This is a genomic window from Tropicimonas isoalkanivorans (genome assembly GCF_900112335.1).
Taxonomy (GTDB): Bacteria; Pseudomonadota; Alphaproteobacteria; order Rhodobacterales; family Rhodobacteraceae; genus Tropicimonas; species Tropicimonas isoalkanivorans.
On sequence record NZ_FOLG01000001.1, the window covers coordinates 449,007 to 468,631 of the forward strand.

Sequence of the window (19,625 nt, forward strand, 5' to 3'; positions counted from 1 at the left end):
GCAACGCCTCGCTGCGCACTTTGGGCTCCCTCACGGCCGGGTAAGACCCCGACATGGTCTGGCACGCGTGGCCGTCAGGCCGCTCGGTTGGTCGAGGGCCTGATCCGGAAGGTTTGGCCAGATTGGCCCGCGTCGGACGGCGCGCAGATCCCTAGGCCGACTCACGCATGATCAAACGGGCGGGGAAGAGCGCGGTTCCCTCAGGAATGTCAGCACAGGGCGCCTCCCCGGCATCTAGGCCTTCATCGGATATGGCCGCCAGCAGCAGGTTCAGGCTCGTGGTGGCGATTGCGGTATAGTCCTGCGCCACGGTCGTCAGGCCGGGACACGAAAAGGGGCTGAGCGGATGGTCGTCGTGACCTGCCACCCGCAAATCGGAGTCCGCCGTGCGGCCAATTTTCACCCCGCGCCGACACGCCGCAGCCATCACGCCAAAGGCAATCCGGTCGTTCGCGCACATGATGGTCCGTGTTGGAAAGCCGCCAATGTCGATCTGTCGGTTCGCCGCCGCGAACCCGGCTGCCTCGAAATTCCAGCCATCGGCGTCTACTGGAATGACCGTCGGGGTCCGATCGGCGCGTCCCATGGCCCGGACATAAGCCTCCCGACGCTCGATGGCGTTGGAATTGACCCCGGGCATGTCCATGAAGCAGGGCGGCTCGCCGGTTCGGCAAAGGTAGTCGACCATCATCGAAATGCTCTGATCGTTGTCGGTGCCGACAAACGGCGCATCGATGCCGATCCGGGCATCGAGGACAACCAGTTCAATCCGCTTGTTCAGTTTTTGCAGCAGATCTAGGTTGGACTTGTGACCCAGAGGCGCCACGATTGCGCCGGCGAGGTTGAGGGACAGCAACATTTCAAGGGCCGCAGTTTCCTCGGACGGCTCGCCATGAGAGCTCAGAACGATGGCCCAGTAGCCCATCTCGCGACAGGTCGTTTCAATCCGCCGTACGACTTCCGCATAGAAGGGGTCGATCAGATGGGGCACGACCAGGCCAATGTTCCGCGGATTGCGCCGCTTCAGGCTCTGGGCGAACAGGTTCGGACGAAAATCGTGCACCCGCAGAGCATCCTCGATCAGGCGCCGCGTCGTGCTCCGAACCGACGTCGGATCGGCAAAGTACTTCGCCACGGTCGGTCGGGACAGGCCGACGATCCGGGCGAAGTCACTCATGTTCCCGATTTTGTCCGCCATTGTCCTAAGGTCGCTCCGCTCCTCTGAGGCGCGCCGAAATGTGCCAGTTACGTTAGTCCCTCGATCAGGGAGGCGGCAAGCCAATGGACGCGCCGCGCCAGCCTTGGGCCAGGAACTCCGGCCGGTGAACACAGATCCAGGACGTCAGCGCTGGTAGCGCGAATAGATGCCCTCCCCTGCCATCGTGTCAACGAAAGATATCACGAGATAATTATCCGGACTTTCCTGAGTTGAATTTTGCAACGGAAGCACCCCGTCATTAGGGTGCAGCAATAGCGTTTACAACATGCAGCAGCCACTTACTAACGGCGTTGCGCGTTGGCTTCCAAATGAACAGCCCACCTTGCACAGAGACAAAAAGTATCACGTGCAAAGTTTTTATTGACCGGGTCTCAGTCGAGGCGCATAGACACGACTGTCGTGGCGCCGGGGCGTGGATTTGCGCGGGGCGCTCCGAGCAGGCTCGCGCCGGTTGACTCCGGTCGGGCCCGTCGCTCAGGAGGAGGAGTTCCAGAATGAAGAAGATCGTCACGATTGGTGAGATCGTGGTCGAGATCATGGCCACGGAACTTGGCAACGGGTTTCTGGAGCCGATCCCATTGGTGGGGCCGTTTCCGTCCGGGGCGCCCGCGATCTTCATCGACCAGGTGGCCCGGCTCGACCAGCCCTGCGGCATTGTCAGCTGCGTGGGCAATGACGACTTCGGCAAACTCAATATCGACAGGCTGAAGGCCGACGGGGTGGACACCTCGGCCATCCGCGTGATCCCCGAATACGCCACCGGAAGCGCCTTCGTGCGCTATCGCGAGGACGGCAACCGCGATTTCGTCTTCAACATCAAGCAAAGCGCCAACGGTCAGATCGGCCCGGCGCCGGAGGTGGACGCGCTGTTCGACTCCGCCGACTGCCTGCACGTCATGGGCTCGGCGCTGTTCTGCGAGGGCTCCGTCAAGCTGTCCCTGCAAGCGGCGGAGGTCATCAAGGCCAAGGGCGGGCTCGTCACCTTCGACCCGAACCTGCGCAAGGAGATGCTGGACCTGCCCGGCATGCGCGAGGCGATGCAGGAGATCCTGAGCAAGACGGACCTGTTCCTGCCGAGCGGCCCTGAGCTGAGCCTGCTCACGGAAGCCAAAGACGACGTCGGCGCCATCGCCGAGCTGCTTAGCCGCGGCGTGACGGCGATCGTGCTCAAGCAGGGATCGGAGGGCGCGAGCTACATCGACGCGCGCGGCCGCATCGACCAGCCCGCCTTCGCGGTGGAGGAGATCGACCCGACCGGCGCGGGCGACAGTTTCGGCGGCGCGTTCGTCACCTGCTGGCTGCGCGGCGAGGATCCGGCGGCGTCGCTGCGGTTCGCCGCCGCGGCAGGGGCGCTGGCCGTGACCCGCAAGGGGCCGATGGAGGGCACGTCCCGGCGCGCGGAGATCGAGGCGTTCCTCACCGAACGGGCCTGAACCGAATTCCAGCGCGGGCGTGGCCCGCCCGCCAGTACAACGAGGGGGACAGACATGGCTGATGTCTCAGAACGGACAAGAGAGCACGTGGTGAACGGCGAGACGGTGCAGGAGGTGATCCTGACCAACGCCGCCGGCGCCCGCGCCGCGATCCTCAGCTGGGGCGCGGTGGTGCGCGACATGCAGGTGACCATGGCCGACGGAAGCCAGCGCCGGGTGGTACTGGGCTATGCCGACGTGGCCGATTACGGCGACAACGGCCCGCATCTTGGCACGGTGTGCGGCCGGGTCTGCAACCGCATCGCGCATGGGCGTTTCACGCTGGACGGCACGGACTACCAGCTAGATGTGAACGGCGGGGGTGATGTGCACCTGCACGGCGGACCGAAGGGGTTCACCCTACGGAACTGGGAGGTGGTCGAGACCGCGTCTGACTCCGTGCTGCTGAGGATCGTCTCCGCCGACGGCGACGAGGGCTATCCGGGCGAGGTCACGGTGACTTGCCGCTATACCCTGACCGAGGACACCACGCTGCGGATGGAGCTGGAGGGCACGACCGACGCGGTCACGTTGCTCAACATGACCAACCACAGCTACTTCACGCTGGCCGAGGGTGCGCGGGCGAAGGATTACTGGCTGGAGGTCGCCTCCGATTTCTACACGCCCACGCTGCCCAACATGATCCCCACCGGCGAGGTGCTGAAGGTCGACGGGACGGAGTACGATTTTCGCGAGCTTCGTGCGCTTGGACAGGATTACGAAGTGAACTTCGTGCTCAAGGGTCCGCGCGGCGCCGTGGTGCCGGTCGCGCGGTTGCGCTCGCCGGCACAGGACCTGGAAATGGAAGTTGCGACCGACCAGCCGGGGCTTCTGCTCTATACCGCCGCGGGGCTCGAAGAGGGCCCGGGCACCTACGGGCAGAAGCTCGGGCCGAGCCTCGGCCTCTGCCTGGAGGCGGCGGGGTTCTGCGACTCCGTCAACTGGCGGCATTTCCCGTCGCCAGTGCTGGAGCCCGGCGTCACCTACCGCAACACCTGCGAATACCGCTTCCGGGCGCTCTGACGCCCGGATGCCATGCCGCAAGCGGGCAGTGGCCCGCTTCGGCGCCCCCTACTCAACCGGGCCAAGCGCCCATCAGGAGGACATCATGAAACTCGAAGGCAAAGCCGCCCTCATCACTGGCGCCGCCCGCGGCATCGGCAAGGCATTCGCCGAAGCCTATATCCGCGAAGGCGCGACCGTCTGCATCGCCGATATCAATGAGGACGGCGCCAAGGCAACCGCCGAGGAACTCGGCCCCAACGCCTTCCCGCTCTACATGGATGTGAGCAAGCAGGACTCGATCGAAAACGCCATCAAGACGATGGAGGAGAAATGCGGCGGCATCGACATCCTGGTCAATAACGCTGCCATCTTCCACATGGCGCCGATCACCGAAATCACCCGCGAAGATTACCAGAATGTCCTCGACGTCAACCTGGCAAGCGTGATCTTCACCACCGAGGCCGCGGCCAATTCGATGATCAAGCGCGGCAAGGGCGGCAAGATCATCAATATGTCGAGTCAGGCCGGCCGTCGGGGCGAGGCGCTGGTGACTCTCTACTGCGCCACCAAGGCCGCGATCATCTCGATCACCCAATCCTCGGCGCTGCACCTGATCAAGTACGGCATTAACGTCAACGCCATCGCTCCGGGCGTGGTCAATGACGAACACTGGGATGGTGTCGACGCCGCCTTTGCCAAGGCCGAGGGCCTGCAACCCGGCGAGAAGAAAGCCATGGTCGACAAGAGCGTGCCCTTCGGACGGATGGCGAAGCCCGAGGAACTGGCGCCGATGGCCGTCTTCCTGGCGTCGTCGGATTCCGACTACATTCTGGCCCAGTGCTACAACGTCGACGGCGGTCAGTGGATGAGCTGAGCCCGCGTGCCGGGAGGCGGGCATGACTCCCCGCCTCCCGGCTTGCTGCATGGTTTTACAGTCTAGCTAAAACGTATCACTAACACGTTTTAGCTAGACGAATCCGCCCAGTGCTGGTAAAAGCAAAGGCAGTTCACGGGAGGTGGACCTCCGACATAGCAGCTGAGTCGATCAGGGCGTGCATCCCGCCGAGGCATGGCTTCGGCGCACAAGGATCTCGTGCCCGGTCGCGGAGCCGAAACCAGCTGCCGCCAGGAGGGACCCGCACCGCGGTGGCTACTGGGAGCACGAGGACAAGATGAAAAGCTTCAACTACTATCAACCGACCCGCCTTCTGTTCGGCTCGGGTCGCCGCGCCGAGGCAGGGGCGGCCGCACGCGAAATGGCCGACAGCACGCTGCTCGTGGTCGATCCCATGCTGCTTAGGGTCGCCGCCGACAAGGTCGAAGACGTCACCAGAGCGCTGGAGAAAGCCGGCGTGCGCACGGTGATGTTCAGCGACGTGGTGCCGAACCCGACGCTCGATGCGATCCAGCGCGGCGCAGAAGTTGCCAAGGCGGAGAACGTCAAGTCCGTGATCGGCATGGGCGGCGGCAGCGCCATCGACACGGCCAAGGCAATTGCGGTCGCGGCGACGCATCCCGGAACGGCCTGGGATTACCTCTACTTCAAGGACAAGCCCACCGACGCGACGCTGCCGATCATGGCAATCAACACCACCTCGGGCACCGGCACCCAGACCTCGAAGGTCTCCGTCTTCACCAACACCGAGGAAAACTGCAAATCGGCGATGTGGAACGACCACCTGCTTTGCAAGGTGGCGATCATCGACCCCGAACTGATGGTCAGCGTGCCGGTGCGGGTGACCGCGGCGACGGGTTTCGACATCTTCACCCACACCTTCGAGAGCTACATCAACACCGGCTCTTCGGAAGCAGTCGATGCGATCGCCCTTGACGCGATTGCCCGGGTCATCCGCTCGCTGCCGGTTGCGATCACAAACGGCTCGAACCTTTCCGCGCGCGAGGATCTCGCCTGGGCGGACACGCTTGCCGGGCAATGCCTGGCCAATGTCGGCACCACCCTGCCCCATGCCGCCGGCCAGCCGATCAGCGGCCACTTTCCGAAGGTCAGCCACGGCGAGTCGCTTGCGGTGATCTATCCGGCCTTCGCCGCCTTCACCTGGCGTGGCGCGGTCGCCAAATTCGCCAAGGTGGCGCGGATGTTCAATCCTGCCCTTTCGGCCGCCTCCGACGAGGTCGCGGCGCAGAACTTTGAGCTGGAGATCGAACGCTTCCTGAAGCTGATCGGCCTCTACTGCCGCCTTGATGATTTCGGCATCACGCCCGACGACATCCCGCCGATCCTCGTGCACGCCATGGAATTCCCTGACAGCCAGGGCAACCCGGTGGTGCCCACCGAAGAGGACATGCGGTCGATCTACATGACGAGCTTCCGCGCCGCCTGAACGGCATTACGGCGCATCGAAAGCTGCGCCATTGCATGACATTGCTCCGCCCGCCGCAAGATGAGCGACGGACGGGGCCGGAACGAAACGTACAGCAAGGGAGGAACGGATGCCTGCAGCGACGGTTTCGCAAAAGCCGCCCGTCTCCGACGCCGGCGTAGGAGAGACGATCCTGAGCGCCCGTGATGTCGTTAAGCGGTTCCCGGGGGTGCTCGCGCTCGACAACGTGCACCTGGAGTTAAACCGCGGCGAGGTCCACGCGCTTTGCGGCGAGAACGGCGCCGGGAAGTCGACCCTGATGAAGGTCATCACCGGCCTCTACCAGCCCGACGCGGGCGAAGTGACGTACAAAGGCAAGCCGGTACATTTTGCGACGCTTCAGGACAGCGAGGCAGCCGGCATTACCATCATCCACCAGGAGCTGAACCTGGTGCCGCACCTGACGGTGGCCGAGAACATCTTTCTCGCCCGCGAGCCGAAAAGCGGCTGGTTCGTCGACCGCAGGAAGATGGAAGCCGATGCGCAGGTCTATCTGGATCGGCTGAAGGTCGACATCAAGGCCTCCGACCAGGTGTTGACCCTGTCGGTCGCACGTCAGCAGATGGTGGAGATCGCCAAGGCGCTGTCGCTCAATGCTGAAGTGCTGATCATGGACGAGCCGACGTCGGCCCTGACGGAATCCGAGATCGACCAGCTCTTCAAGATCATCCACGAGTTGAAGGCCGATGGCGTCGCAATCGCCTATATCTCGCACCGCCTGCAGGAGCTTGGCCGCATTGTCGACCGGGTGACGGTGATGCGCGACGGCGGCTACGTGTGGACCAAGCGGTTCGACGAAACCTCGGTCGACGACATCGTCGCCGCCATGGTCGGCCGCTCGCTGGAACACCAGTTCCCGGAACGGAAGTCGGTTCCGACCGACGAGGTCTTCTTCGAGGTCAAGGGGCTGTCCGGCCCCAAGAACTGCCGCGATGTCAGCTTTAACCTTCGCCGCGGCGAGATCCTGGGCTTTGCCGGCCTGATGGGGGCCGGGCGGACCGAGACAGCCCGCGCCATCTTCGGCGCCGACACCAAGACTGCCGGCCAGGTCGTTCTGGAAGGCACGGAGATCGACACCAAGACCCCTGTCGACGCCATCCAGGCCGGGCTCGCCTACCTGTCCGAAGACCGCAAGCTGAACGGCCTGTCCGTGAAGATGACGGTCAAGGAAAACATCACCATGGCCAACATGGACGCTGTCTGCCGGAACGGATTCATCAGCGACGCTGCAGAGGCCGAGGCGGCGCGCGAGGCGGTCGAGAAGCTCGACATCAAGACCCCGACCATCGACCAGGTGGTGCGCAACCTGTCGGGCGGCAACCAGCAAAAGGTGGTGATCGGCAAGTGGCTGTTCCGGCAAAGCCGTGTGCTGTTCTTCGACGAGCCGACCCGCGGCATCGACGTCGGTGCCAAGTTTGCCATCTACGAGTTGCTGGACGAACTGGCGAGCGAAGGGATTGGGGTGATCATGATCACCTCGGAATTGCCCGAAATCCTCGGGATGACCGACCGCGTCGTGGTGTTCCACGAAGGCGAGGTCGCCGGGGTCCTTGAGACAGCCAAGACCGACCAGGAAGAGATCATGCAATACGCCTCCGGCGTGAAACGCATGGACTTGTGACACACCCGCTGGAGGAGACACGACCGTGGCCAGTATCGACACGGCGCCGAAGTACGCCAAACAACCCATCGACCGTAACGACCTGATCCAGAAATTCGCCGCTCTCGCGGGCCTCGTGCTGCTGGTCATCGCGTTCTCGCTCGCCAACGGCGCCTTTCATACCATGAGCAACGCGGTCACCATCGCGTTGCAGACATCGACGATCGCCTTCATCGGCCTTGGCGCGACGCTTACAATCATCACCGCCGGGATCGACCTGAGCCTCGGCTCGGTGCTGGCGCTCGCCGGCGTTGTCTCGGCGCTGTCCGCACAGGTCGGCATTCCAGTGCCTATCGCCATGCTGATCGGCGTGCTGACCGGCGCGGTCTGCGGGCTGTTCAACGGCCTCGTGGTCACTCGGCTGAAGCTGCCGCCCTTCATCGCCACGCTCGGCATGATGATGATCGCCCGCGGCGTCGCTTTGCAGATCACCGGCGCGCGTCCCGTCTCGGGCCTGCCTGAAAGCTTCGGTACGCTCGGCGGCGGGTCGCTGTTCCGGATTGTCGAGATGGCCCCCAACGGCTTTCCCAAAGTGATCTTTCCCGGCATCCCCTACCCCGTGATCCTGATGGCCATCCTCGCGGTGGCTGTGGCGGTGATGCTGCGCAAGACGTCCTTCGGTCGGCATCTTTATGCCATCGGATCCAACGAGGAGGCCGCGCGGCTCTCCGGCGTCAAGGTCGATCGGGTCAAGACCGGCGCCTACATCCTGTCCGGCGCCATGGCGGGAATCGCGGGCATCGTGCTGATGTCGCGGCTGGTTACCGGCCAGCCCAACGAGGGCGTCGCCTACGAACTGGACGCTATCGCGGCGGCAGTGATCGGCGGCACCTCGCTTGCCGGCGGCGTCGGCACGATCTCCGGCACCATCATCGGCGCGTTCATCATCGGCATCCTGCGCAACGGGCTGAACATGAACGGCGTCTCGTTCTTCATCCAGATGATCATCATCGGCCTCGTCATCATCGCCACCGTCTGGATCGACCAGCTGCGCAACCGGAAGTGACCGGTTGCCGCGGGGGCCGGGTCCATCGCCCGTCCTCACCCAGAAAGCGGCTTCGCGCCTGCCCTATCCGGCCGGCGCGGCGCCACCACCCCTGCGGCCCGACAGCCAATGGGAGCACCGCATGCCCGGCGACGGGTCCGTCTTCTGGAGGGGGCGGTGTCACAGAGACCGGATCAGATCCCTGGACCGGTCAGGAAACTCGACAAGGAGGAAAGGAGAGTTCCCATGAAGAAACTTATGATCGGCCTGATGGCCGCCACCGCCCTCGGCACCGCGTTCCCCGCGCTCGCCCAGAGCAACGAAATCGCCGTGATCGTGAAGACGGCCAACTCCAACTTCTGGCAGAACGTCAACAAGGGCGCAGAGGCGGCGGTCAAGGACCTGCCCGACTACACCATGACCTTCCAGGGTCCGGTTGCGGAGTCGAACGTCGCCGATCAGGTGAACATGGTCGACAACGCGGTAAACCGGCACGTCGCCGGCATCGTCCTGGCGCCATCCGACCCCGATGCGCTCATCCCTTCGATCAAGAAGGCTTGGGAAAACGCCATTCCCGTCGTGCTGATCGACAGCGGCATCTCCGACTCCGGCAAGGACTACTACCAGTCCTTCCTGTCGACCGACAACAAGGCCGCGGGTGAGCTCTGCGCTCAGGAAATGATCGATCGCATGGGGGACTCCGGCAAGATCGCGATCATGTCCTACGTCGCGGGTGTCGGCTCCGAAATCGGGCGCGTCGGCGGCTTCACCGATTACATCAAGGCCAATTCCGACATCGAGATCGTCAACACGTTCTATTCTCAGGCTCAGATGGCGACCGCGCTGAACCAGACGATCGACGCGCTGGCCGCCTATCCGGACCTGGACGGCATCTTCGGGGCCAACGAACCCACCGCCGCCGGCATGGGTCGCGCCATCGAGCAGGCCGGTAAAGCTGGCCAGTTGACCGCGATCGGCTTCGACGGCAACGAGGATCTGCAGAACTTCGTCCGCGACGGTACGCTGCAAGGCATCGCCGTGCAGGGCTCGTTCCAGATGGGCGAATTGGGCGTGCAGACCGTGGCCAAGGTGCTCGCGGGCGAAAGCGTCGAGAAGTTCATCGACACGGGCGTCGTTTTCGTGACCGAAGAAAACATCGATCAGCCCGAAGCGCAGAACGTCCTCTACTAACCTCTGCTCGCCAGGACCTGCCCGCCTCCGGGCAGGTAGGTCCCCTCCCCCGGCGTCGCCACCGGCCCGTTCCAGACCGGCGGCGGCGCCGCCCCCAAGCTTTTCGACAGATCTGCAGGCGCACGGGTCGCCGCGATCCACCCGAGACACGAACGGAGACACGCATGACCTCCCTGGAGCTTTACCGCGACATCCTTGAAGGCAACCGCGCCGGCAAGGGCGGTGCAGTCGCCTCGATTTGCTCGGCGCATCCCCTCGTGCTCAGGGCGCTCTTTCGCTCGGCGCTATCTCGGGACTCGGTGGCGCTGGTTGAATCGACCTCGAATCAGGTCGACCAATACGGCGGCTATACCGGCATGACGCCGGCCGATTTCGCGAAACTGGTCTTCGATATTGCCGACGACGAAGGCTTCCCGCGCGATCGCGTTTTACTGGGCGGCGATCACCTCGGCCCCAACACATGGCGCGCCGAGGGCTCCGGTCCGGCGATGGAAAAGACGCTGAAACTGGTCGAGGCCTATGTGCAGGCGGGGTACCGCAAGATCCACCTCGACGCCTCGTTCGTCTGCGCCGACGACACCGCGCCGCTCACCGACGAAATCGTGTCGGAACGCGCGGCGCAAATGTGCAAAGTGGCCGAGGCGTCCTGCGGGGATGTACCGCCCGTCTACATCATCGGCACCGAAGTCCCGACGCCCGGCGGCGTGGTGAAGGACGAGGAAATGCACGTCACCAGCCCCGAGGATGTGAAGAAAACGCTCGCAGCGTTCGAGGCTGCCTTCAAACGTCACGGGCTGGAGGCAGCGTGGGAGCGCGTGACCGGCCTCGTGGTGCAGCCCGGCGTGGAATTCGGGGACGGACTGGTGGAGGATTACGCCGGGGCGCCCGATCTTTCCAAAACGATCCTCGACTATCCCGGCATGGTGTTCGAAGCCCATTCCACCGATTACCAAACGCCTGAGAACCTCAGCCGTCTGGTCGCCGACCATTTCGGCATCCTCAAGGTCGGGCCGTGGCTTACCTACGCGCTGCGCGAGGCGCTGATGGCGCTGGAACTGGTTGAACGGGAATCCATGCCCGAAGAGCCATCGGAGTTCCGTGCCGCTCTGACACGGACCATGAAGGACGATCCGAAGCATTGGAAAAGCTACTACACCGGCACGGCCGACGAGATCGCCTTCAAGCTGATCTACAGCTATTCCGACCGTGCGCGGTACTACCTGCCGCAGCCTGCGATCCGGGCCGCCGTGGAAACCCTGTTTGCGAATCTGTCCGGAGGCGTGCCGGAGGGGCTTCTGAGTCAGTTCCTGCCGGCCCAGTATCGGGCCTATCGCGCCGGAAAGATCTCCGCCGAACCGCGGGATCTGGCTATTGCCCGGATCTCGGACGTGATCGACTTCTATCTCGACGCCTGACCTGAAAGGGACCGTTCCATGCTTCGCGGTATCTCCCCGCTGATCTCGCCTGACCTGCTCGATGCGCTCAACCGCATGGGGCACGGAGACGAGATCGTTCTGGCCGATGCGCATTTCCCGGCCCTCACCTTCAACGCCCGTGTCATCCGCGCAGACGGCCTGCCCGTGGATGCGCTGATAAACGCGATCCTGCCGCTCTTCGTGCTCGACCCATACGTGCCGGACCCTATCGTCATGATGTCGGCGGTCTCGGGGGATACGCTTGATCCCGACGTTCTGGAACGCTACCGAGTAGCGATTGAGCGCCACGACCCGCGAGCGCCCGAAACCAATTTCATCGACCGTTTCTCCTTTTACGACCGAGCGAAGACGGCCTTCGCCGTGGTGCAGAGCGGGGAGATGGCCAAGTACGGCAACATCATCCTGAAAAAGGGTGTGACGCCGGTCGAATGACCAACCCTGGCCGGGTGCGATGCGCCTGACCTGCAATCCCGCGCTTGCGGACCGAAGGAGGGCCGAGGGCTCCATGGCGAAAAGGAAAACGACCGCCACCGGCCCGCGCCCGGCCTCGATCCGGGGGATCGCCCAGCTTACCGGCTTTTCCAATACCACCGTCAGCCTGGTGCTGAACGGTCGCGCGAGCGACTACAACATCACCGACGAGACGCGCGATCTGATCCTCGCCAAGGCGAAGGAGCTGAACTACCAGCCCAACATCCATGCCCGCAACCTGCGGTCGGGGCGCAGCGACATCCTCGGGCTTATGGTGCCGACCCTTCGCAACCCGTTCTTCGGCGAGTTGGCCGAGGCGTTCGAGGCACATGCCCGCGCCGAGCGGAAACTGGCCTTGATCCACGTCACCCGCTACGACCGGGAGGAGGAAATCAGCGCCACCCGCTATTTCCAGTCCCAGAACGCCGATTGCGTCTTCGTCGCCAACCCGATGGGGCTGGCCGAGATCGCCGCGCTCGGCGACAGCAGCGGGGCGTTGCAGATCTTCATCGATGCCGAGGCCGATGGGTGCAACACCGTCGGCACCGACAACTTCGGTGCGGCGCGCGAGTTAACGCAGGCAATCATCGGCTCGATGGCGTCCGAGGGACGTCAGGGACGGATCTATTTCTTCGGAGGTATGGCCGACCACCAGGTGACGCGGCTGCGTCTCGACGGGTTCCGGGCCGCCCTCGCCGCGGCGGGGATCGAGTTCGCCGAAGACCAGGTAATCTGGTCGCCATTCGAGGCCGGGGCATCTTACGGGATCATCGCCCGGCATTTCGACGGCGTCAGCGACAACGGCGGCATGTTCGTCAATTCGATCCCGCCAATGGAAGGCTTGATCCGCTATATCCCGGAGAATTTCGAGACCTGCCGCACGGTCCACTACGGCGTCTTCGACAGTTCGCCCTACATGCGCCTGCTGACCAACCTCAAGATCGTCAGCATCAAGCAGGACCCGCGCGCCATCATGGAAGCGGCCTTCGCTCTGTTCATGGCCGGCACGCCTGCGGACCAAGGCGCTGCGATCAGCGTGCCGCACCAGCTCATTCCAGCGGCCACCATAGGCGGCTAAACGGCCTCCTAGGGGCGACACGCCCGGGCTAATGCCTGGGCGAAGGACCGCCCGTGCGTGCCTGCAAAACTTGAAGTGATACCATTAGTACCATATATCTCCGGTTCCCCAGCGTCACCCACGGGTGCGCCATTCAGCGGAGCTAAAAATGAGTGCCGACGCGGAAAAGAGACTTGAAGAGCTGGAACAAGGGAGTTCGTCCTCGGATGCATGGGCATTCTACGACTCGCTCCCTGCCGCATCGCTGGAACAGATGATCGGCGCTTGGCGTGGGAGTGGAGTTCCAACGGGACACGTCTTCGACGGAATGCTGGAGGAATTCGGCTGGCACGGCAAACGCTTTGAAACGACGGAAATCGCGCACCCTTTGGTCTTTGAAAAGCCAGACGGGTCGCTGTTTTATCTCAATCCGGCGCGCCTGCCGATGGGTATGGTTCTGGACCACGTCGATCTTGCGCGCTCCAGCGCATCCGCGTCTTTCTTCCGCCTCTCATCAGGGATGCTCGCAACCAAGGACCCGCAGGCGCGTCTCCGCATGATCGAGTATCGCGGCGTCGTGACGGCGTCGATGGTCTACGACGCGCTGCCGATCATCGACGTGTTTCGCGCGGTCGGTCCCGACACCCTGATCGGCGCGATGGACATGCGCGGATTCGAGCAACCGTTCCTGTTTGCTCTGCGGCGCGAAGCGTCCCCCGCACCGCTGGACGCTTGAGTCAGTCTGAAGGAGACGACCATGAGTAATCAGGAAATCGCCGTAGTTACGGGCGCGGGATCGGGGATCGGGCGGGAGCTCACACGCCTGTTTCTTCAGGATGGCGCCCATGTCGTCGCGATCAGCCTTCATGAAGAAGGCCTCGCCTCGCTCCAGGAGGAGATGGCGAATGCCGGCGGCACGTTGACGACTCGCGCACAGGATCTCTCCGAACTGGACGCGGCCGAACGGCTCATCGAGTTTACCGACTCGCTGGGTCTGGATGTCGACACGTTGGTGAACAACGCGGGATACGCCGTCTTCGGCGATGCGGTTGACGTGGACCTCGGCCGTCTCGAAGCCATGACGAAGCTGAACGTCGTCACGCTCATGAAACTGTCGGTGCTATTCGGAGCGTGCATGAAGGCGCGCGGGAAAGGCAACATTCTGAACGTGGGGTCGACCGCCGGCATGGTTCCTGCGGCCCGCCTCGCGGGCTACGGTGCCACCAAGGCCTTTGTGAATGCCTTCAGCTACGCATTCCGCGCGGAGATGCGTCCGCATGGCGTCAACGTCACCTGCCTGACCCCGGGGCCCGTAGATACCAAGTTCACCAAGACCGCCGGCATCGACACGTTCGAGGGCAAGTCCATGGTCAAAAAGTTGTTCGAGACCGGGAAAGTCGGCACACCGGCCGAAGTCGCCAAGCAAGCCTACGATGGAATGCGCAAAGGCAAAGCTCAGGTGCTTGCGGGTCCCGGGGCGGGCTTTGCGTCGCTGGCCATGCACCTGTTACCGCAAAGTCTGATTCCGACGCTCGTGAAGAATACCTGACCCAATACCGGCCATCGCCCTACCGAACGCATTGGCCACCGACGCGGAATGACTGTAGGGACAGAACATGCCGTCTCGACCCAAGCTTCGCGCAGATGCCAGAGCCAGCCGCGAACGTATTCTGTCCGCGGCTGACCGCGTATTTCAGGAACACGGCACTGACGCGACAATCGAACAGGTGATCCGCTCCGCCGACGTAGGGCGGATGACCTTTTTTCGGCACTTTCCGAACCGGGATTGTCTGCTCGCCGCCTTGCTGGACCTAGCCATGGATGAACTTGAGGCCCTGGCAAAGTCGCTAGAAGGCAAGGAGGACGCCCTGCCCCGCATTCTGTGGTTCATGACCGAACGCATGGGCCAACGGGCGGGCCTCGTCGACTACTGGATTTCCGCAGATCCGAACCATCCGGCCGTTTCCAAAGCGATGCGCCGCGTAGAGCCGATTTTCGGTGCCTCCATCCGTGCGGCGAAGGCGGCCGGACTGTGCCGGCCTGACCTCACAACCGAGGATATCGAACTGTTCGGACGTATGCTCGCCGGAGCAACGCAAGGCATCCGGGGAGACCGCCGCGCCGCAGTCACTCAAAGGGCCGCGAAGATCCTGATCGCCGGATTGACGGCGCCGGACTAGCGGGACAGCGCCAGACGACAACAGTGGGCTCCGCCACGATGACTGCAGCCTGAAGCCTGTCAGGCGGGCACGAGGCGGATATCCTCCTTATCGAATCCAAGGTGCAGATTGTCGCCCTGCCGGAACGGGTTCGCGGTCGGCGGCATGATGGCGAAGACCTGCCCGGCGGGCGTGTTCAATGTGTATTGCACCGAGTTCCCGAGGTAGGCCGCATAACCGACCTCCGCCGGCAGCGTGACCGGGCCAGGTTCCCGGGACAGGCGGAGCTGGTGCGGGCGTAGAACCATCTTGGCCGGCCCGCTGGAGACACCGGACAAGGGAACCCTGAGGCGATGGTCGAGCAGTTCGATCTCGGTCTCCTTGCCGCTGGCCGTCACCTCGACGTCGATCAGGTTCGCATCGCCGATGAAATCGGCGATGAAGGCGGAGTTGGGTCGGTCGTAAAGGTCGCCCGGTGTCCCCTCCTGCGCGATCTCGGCGTTCTTCATGACGATGATCCGGTCCGAGACCGCCATCGCCTCCTCCTGGTCGTGTGTGACGTAGACGGCTGTCAGGCCGAGGGTCTGCTGGATCTGCCTGATCTCCTCGCGGACTTGGCGGCGAAGCTTGGCGTCGAGGTTCGATAGCGGCTCGTCGAGAAGCAGCACCTCCGGTTCCAGAACGATGGCACGGGCCACCGCCACCCTCTGCTGCTGGCCGCCCGAAAGCTCGGAGGGCAGACGTTCGCCGAACCCTTTCAGGCCAACCATCTCCAACCCTGTTTCGGCCCGCTCCCGCGCTTCGGCCCTGGGGACCCGCTTCACAGTCAGCCCGTAGGCGACGTTCTCGGCCACCGTCATGTGCGGGAAGAGCGCGTAGGACTGGAACACCATAGAGACCGCGCGATAGGTCGCCGACAGGTGCGTCACGTCTTCGCCGCCGATCAGGATGCGGCCGTCCGTCGGCGCTTCCAGTCCGGCGATCAGACGCAAGGTCGTCGTCTTGCCACAGCCCGAGGGGCCGAGGAGCGTGACGAGCGTGCCGGGGGCGATATCCAGCGACAGCGGTTTCAACGCGACCACCGCGCCGAAGCGCTTGGTGACATTGTCGAAACGGACGGAACCTTTGGTCATTGAAGTCTCCAGCGATCAGTGGGCCTCGATACGGTCGGCGCGGCGCAGGGTCCGCCGGCCGATCACGAGTTGCAGGGCAAGGACGGCGAGCAGCATGGTGACGATCAGCACCGCTGCATAGGCGATGGCGATACCATATTCGCCGTTTTCGACCCGGCCGACGATGAAAGAGGTGGCCATGTTGTACCTCGCCGAGACGAGGAAGATGACGGCCGAGACCGACGTGATGGCGCGCACGAAGCTGTAGGTGAGCGCGGCGAGGATCGCCGGTCCCATCAGCGGCAGGATCACACGCCGCAGGGTGGTGGCGCTGTTGGCGCCGAGCGTGATCGACGCCTCGTCGAGCGAGCGGTCGAGCTGGCTCATCGCCGCGATGCCGCCCCGCACGCCGACCGGCATGTTGCGGAAGATGAAGACGATGATCAGGATCAGGCCGGTGCCCGTCAACTCGATTGGAGGGAAGTTGAAGGCCATCACGTAGGCCACGCCGATCACCGTGCCGGGAATGGCAAAGGAGAGCATGGTGGAAAACTCGAACGCGTCCTTGCCGAAGAATTTCTGCCGTACCAGCAGGTAGGCCGTGGCAAGTCCGACCGCGGCGGTCAGCGGCGCGGCGAGCGAGGCAATGGTCAGCGTCGTGAAATAGCTGTCCCAGGCGGAGCCGATGAAATGCCAGCCATTGCGGTGGACGATCCCGAAGGCCCGCTTGTAGTGCTCGGTGGTCAGGGTGTGGTCGTAGCCCCAGAGCTTCACGAAACTGCCGAAGACGATCAGCACGTAGAGGATCATCGTGAATGCGGCCCAGGGAATGGCGACGAGGTAGCAGGTCCAGCGCAACACCGGGTTCAAGGCCGCGTGCCGGCCAGCGTCGGCCTTGCCGGTGACGGTGGCGTAGTTCTTCGAGCCCAGCCAGTAGCGCTGCGCCAGGAAGGCGGTCAGCGTCAGCGACAGCAGGACGAGCGACAGGATCGCCGCCTTCGCAGGGTCAGCGACCGTGCCGACGATGGCGAAGTAGATTTCGGTGGACAGGAAGTTCTCGTTGCCGCTCAGCACCAGCGGGTTGCCGAAGTCGGCGAGGCTTTCAATGAAACCGAGCAGGAAGGCATTGGCGAGCCCCGGCCGCATCAGTGGCAGCGAGACGTAGCGGAACGTCTGCCAGCGGTTCGCGTCGAGCGTCTGGCTGGCCTCCTCCATCGACGGCGACACGCCCTCCACGACGCCGATCAGCACCAGGAAGGCGATGGGCGTGAACGACAACATCTGCGCCAGCCACACCCCCCAGATGCCGTAGAGCCAGCGGGTCTTCTCCCAGCCAAACATGTCGGAAAAGAATTCGGTGACGGTTCCGGCCCGTCCGAAGAGCAGGATGAGGGCGAGGCCGATCACGAAGGGTGGCGTGATGATGGGCAGGATCGTCAGGACCCGCAGGAACTTCTTCGCCGGAAAGGCAGTGCGCGTGAAGATCAGGGCAAAGGACAGGCCGAGGAGCGTGGTCCCGAGCGCCGTCGACAGCCCGAGGATGAGCGAGTTCATCGCCGCGCCGCAGTAGCCGCGGCCGGTGAAACAGGCGGTGGACCATATTTCTGGGGCGAAGAAACGCGGGAAGAATTCCGAGATGCCGAAACCGGCGCCGCCTTTCAGCTCGAAGGCGCTGACGAGGATGAAGGCCATCGGGTAGAAGACGAAGATGCCGACCAGCGCCACGATGGCGCCCACCATGCCGGTAATGAAGGCATCGCCCCGCCCGCGCCCAAGGCCCGAGATTCCGGTCGTCAGGATGAACAGCAGCCCCGCCGCGGTAACGAGCGCCCCCGCGCCCATGCCGGGCTGGCTCGCCCCTTCGGCGAGGCCGAAGCGGGTGCCATGGCCGAGAATGACCAGCCCCTGCCCCGCCATCAGCGCCAGCCCGCCGGCGCCGGAGGCCACGAGCCCCCGGGCTGTCTGCAACTGGTCGCGCTTCAGGGCCAGAACCAGGGCCGCCCCCGCGAAACCGAACAGCGGCAGCCACAACCACGTGCGCCCCGAGAGCGACCAGAGAAGCGCGGACGCACCCTCGCCGCTCAGATCGCCCAGCCAGCCGAACGACAGGACGCCGCCGGTTACCATGTACCAGGGCAGCAGGGCATAGCCCGCCAACCCGATCAGAAGCCAAAGCCCCGCCGTCCGCCGCATCGAATCCGCCCCGGTTCGCCAGTTGACCCGCCCCGGTCTGGCCGGGGCGGGCGAAGGATTACCCGAAGGTCACTCCTCGAAGTTGCCGCCCTTGGACTTGACGTCGGCTTCCCACCGCTCAAGCAGCCGCTCGCGCGTGTCGGAGGCGCCGTAGGTCGCGAAGTCGTAGTCGATCAGCTTGACCGAGGCCATGTCGGGGGCTTCGGGGTCCGTGGCCGCATCGGGGTTCGACGGGATGTTGTAGACCCCGACTTCGAGCCCGCGCGACTGCGCATCGGCGCTGATGACGTATTCGACCCACTTCTTCGCCGCGTCCATGTTCGGCGTGCCCTTGATGACCGAAACCGCGCCGGTCTCGTACCCGGTGCCCTCACAGGGCGAGACGATCTCGACCGGGAAGCCCTGTTTCTTGAGGTTCACCATGTCATGCATGAAGCCGATTGCGATGGTCGTCTCGCCGCGCGCCGCCATCTTGCCGGGGGCGGAGCCGGACTTGGTGTACTGGTTCACGTTCTGGCCGATATCAGCGAGCAACTGCATCGCCTCGTCCTCGCCGAAAAGCTGCACGAGCGTCGCAAGTTCGGTATAGGCCGTGCCGGAGGATTGCGGGCTGGCGACGGTGATCTCGCCCTTGTACTCGGGCTTGGTCAGATCGCGCCAGCACGCCGGCGCCGGCAGGCCCTTCTCTTCCAGGACTTCGGTGTTGTAGAGCATCCCGAGCAGCCCGACGTGGACGCCGATCGCCTTGCCATCGGTCATTTCAGCCATGTTCTGCGCCCAGCCCAGCAGGCCGGAGGTGTCGACGCCAGTCGCGACCGTCAGATCCTCCGCGGCGGCGATCAGGTGCGGGTCACCCGTGCCGCCCCACCAGACATCGACCTTGGGGTTGCCAGCCTCCGCGCGCACCTGCGCGAGCACCTCGCCGGTGGACTTGCGCACGATTGCGGTGTCGATGCCGGTGTCGATCTGGAAGTTTTGCGCCATCAGATCGCACCACACCTGCTCGTTCGAGCAGACGACGTTGAGCGTGTCGGCCGAAGCGCCCGTAGCGCCAATAGCGGCGGCCAGCGCGAATGCGCTGATCGAAAGTGTCCGGTTCATGTGATCCTCCCAAAATTCCGCCCGGTCCGGAGACATCGGGCCTGCCCCCAACTTGTCACGCGGCTGCGCCGTGGAGCGAGGTTGCGGAGGTTAACAGAATGACGGCCGGCCATCTTTTGTATGAACAATGTTACAGGGCCGGATTGGAATCGATAATGCTTTTAACCTGATAGGCGTTTGGTC

Annotated in this window: 17 protein-coding genes and 1 pseudogene; 14 read left to right on the forward strand and 4 right to left on the reverse strand. The window is 63.9% G+C overall.

Annotation, left to right across the window (positions count from 1 at the left end):
• Positions 1 to 151: 151 nt before the first annotated feature.
• On the reverse strand, positions 152 to 1,177 hold the full coding sequence (locus BM075_RS02095; protein ID WP_218152798.1) for a LacI family DNA-binding transcriptional regulator: 1,026 nt from the start codon (positions 1,175 to 1,177) through the stop codon (positions 152 to 154).
• A 536-nt stretch (positions 1,178 to 1,713) separates the two neighbouring features.
• Here BM075_RS02095 and BM075_RS02100 point away from each other — a divergent pair.
• The 14 genes and pseudogenes from BM075_RS02100 to BM075_RS24725 all read left to right on the forward strand — a co-directional run bounded on the left by BM075_RS02100 (position 1,714) and on the right by BM075_RS24725 (position 15,057).
• Positions 1,714 to 2,652 carry a tagatose kinase gene (locus BM075_RS02100; protein ID WP_093358976.1) on the forward strand — a complete coding sequence of 313 codons (939 nt, stop codon included), beginning with the start codon at positions 1,714 to 1,716 and terminating at the stop codon, positions 2,650 to 2,652.
• Between the two features lie 54 nt (positions 2,653 to 2,706).
• The gene (locus tag BM075_RS02105; RefSeq protein ID WP_093358978.1) at positions 2,707 to 3,714 is read left to right on the forward strand and encodes an aldose epimerase family protein; all 1,008 of its coding nucleotides are present in this window, start codon (positions 2,707 to 2,709) and stop codon (positions 3,712 to 3,714) included.
• An 85-nt stretch (positions 3,715 to 3,799) separates the two neighbouring features.
• On the forward strand, positions 3,800 to 4,570 hold the full coding sequence (locus tag BM075_RS02110; protein WP_177208240.1) for an L-iditol 2-dehydrogenase: 771 nt from the start codon (positions 3,800 to 3,802) through the stop codon (positions 4,568 to 4,570).
• A gap of 298 nt (positions 4,571 to 4,868) precedes the next feature.
• A complete protein-coding gene (locus tag BM075_RS02115) occupies positions 4,869 to 6,038 on the forward strand; it encodes an iron-containing alcohol dehydrogenase (protein WP_093358980.1) in 1,170 nt (389 codons plus the stop codon).
• 109 nt (positions 6,039 to 6,147) lie between these two features.
• Positions 6,148 to 7,698 carry a sugar ABC transporter ATP-binding protein gene (locus tag BM075_RS02120; protein ID WP_093358982.1) on the forward strand — a complete coding sequence of 517 codons (1,551 nt, stop codon included), beginning with the start codon at positions 6,148 to 6,150 and terminating at the stop codon, positions 7,696 to 7,698.
• Between the two features lie 25 nt (positions 7,699 to 7,723).
• Complete coding sequence (locus BM075_RS02125; protein WP_093358984.1) at positions 7,724 to 8,743, forward strand: ABC transporter permease; 1,020 nt, start codon at positions 7,724 to 7,726, stop codon at positions 8,741 to 8,743.
• Positions 8,744 to 8,968: 225 nt separating this feature from the next.
• Positions 8,969 to 9,913 (forward strand): ABC transporter substrate-binding protein, encoded by a 945-nt coding sequence (locus BM075_RS02130; protein WP_093358986.1) that lies wholly within the window; start codon positions 8,969 to 8,971, stop codon positions 9,911 to 9,913.
• 164 nt (positions 9,914 to 10,077) lie between these two features.
• Positions 10,078 to 11,328 carry a class II D-tagatose-bisphosphate aldolase, non-catalytic subunit gene (locus BM075_RS02135; protein ID WP_093358988.1) on the forward strand — a complete coding sequence of 417 codons (1,251 nt, stop codon included), beginning with the start codon at positions 10,078 to 10,080 and terminating at the stop codon, positions 11,326 to 11,328.
• Between the two features lie 18 nt (positions 11,329 to 11,346).
• Positions 11,347 to 11,781, forward strand: a complete 435-nt coding sequence (gene fucU / locus BM075_RS02140) for an L-fucose mutarotase (protein ID WP_093358990.1) — start codon at positions 11,347 to 11,349, stop codon at positions 11,779 to 11,781.
• 73 nt (positions 11,782 to 11,854) lie between these two features.
• Entirely contained in the window at positions 11,855 to 12,898 is a 1,044-nt protein-coding gene (locus BM075_RS02145) for a LacI family DNA-binding transcriptional regulator (RefSeq protein ID WP_177208216.1), read from the forward strand.
• 148 nt (positions 12,899 to 13,046) lie between these two features.
• On the forward strand, positions 13,047 to 13,613 hold the full coding sequence (locus tag BM075_RS02150; RefSeq protein WP_093358994.1) for a DUF4334 domain-containing protein: 567 nt from the start codon (positions 13,047 to 13,049) through the stop codon (positions 13,611 to 13,613).
• Between the two features lie 21 nt (positions 13,614 to 13,634).
• Positions 13,635 to 14,426: an SDR family NAD(P)-dependent oxidoreductase gene (locus BM075_RS02155; protein WP_093358996.1), complete on the forward strand. Its 792-nt coding sequence runs from the start codon at positions 13,635 to 13,637 to the stop codon at positions 14,424 to 14,426.
• Between the two features lie 67 nt (positions 14,427 to 14,493).
• Positions 14,494 to 14,670 (forward strand): annotated as a pseudogene (locus BM075_RS25145) (helix-turn-helix domain-containing protein); the annotation flags it as partial.
• Between the two features lie 24 nt (positions 14,671 to 14,694).
• Positions 14,695 to 15,057, forward strand: coding sequence for an SbtR family transcriptional regulator (locus BM075_RS24725; protein WP_245758717.1), 363 nt, complete (start codon positions 14,695 to 14,697; stop codon positions 15,055 to 15,057).
• A gap of 59 nt (positions 15,058 to 15,116) precedes the next feature.
• Here the strand turns inward: BM075_RS24725 and BM075_RS02165 are convergent, their stop codons facing one another.
• The 3 genes from BM075_RS02165 to BM075_RS02175 all read right to left on the reverse strand — a co-directional run bounded on the left by BM075_RS02165 (position 15,117) and on the right by BM075_RS02175 (position 19,442).
• Positions 15,117 to 16,169 (reverse strand): ABC transporter ATP-binding protein, encoded by a 1,053-nt coding sequence (locus BM075_RS02165; protein ID WP_093358999.1) that lies wholly within the window; start codon positions 16,167 to 16,169, stop codon positions 15,117 to 15,119.
• A 15-nt stretch (positions 16,170 to 16,184) separates the two neighbouring features.
• Positions 16,185 to 18,341 carry an ABC transporter permease gene (locus tag BM075_RS02170; RefSeq protein WP_093359001.1) on the reverse strand — a complete coding sequence of 719 codons (2,157 nt, stop codon included), beginning with the start codon at positions 18,339 to 18,341 and terminating at the stop codon, positions 16,185 to 16,187.
• A gap of 69 nt (positions 18,342 to 18,410) precedes the next feature.
• Positions 18,411 to 19,442: an ABC transporter substrate-binding protein gene (locus tag BM075_RS02175; RefSeq protein WP_093359003.1), complete on the reverse strand. Its 1,032-nt coding sequence runs from the start codon at positions 19,440 to 19,442 to the stop codon at positions 18,411 to 18,413.
• Positions 19,443 to 19,625 lie beyond the last annotated feature (183 nt).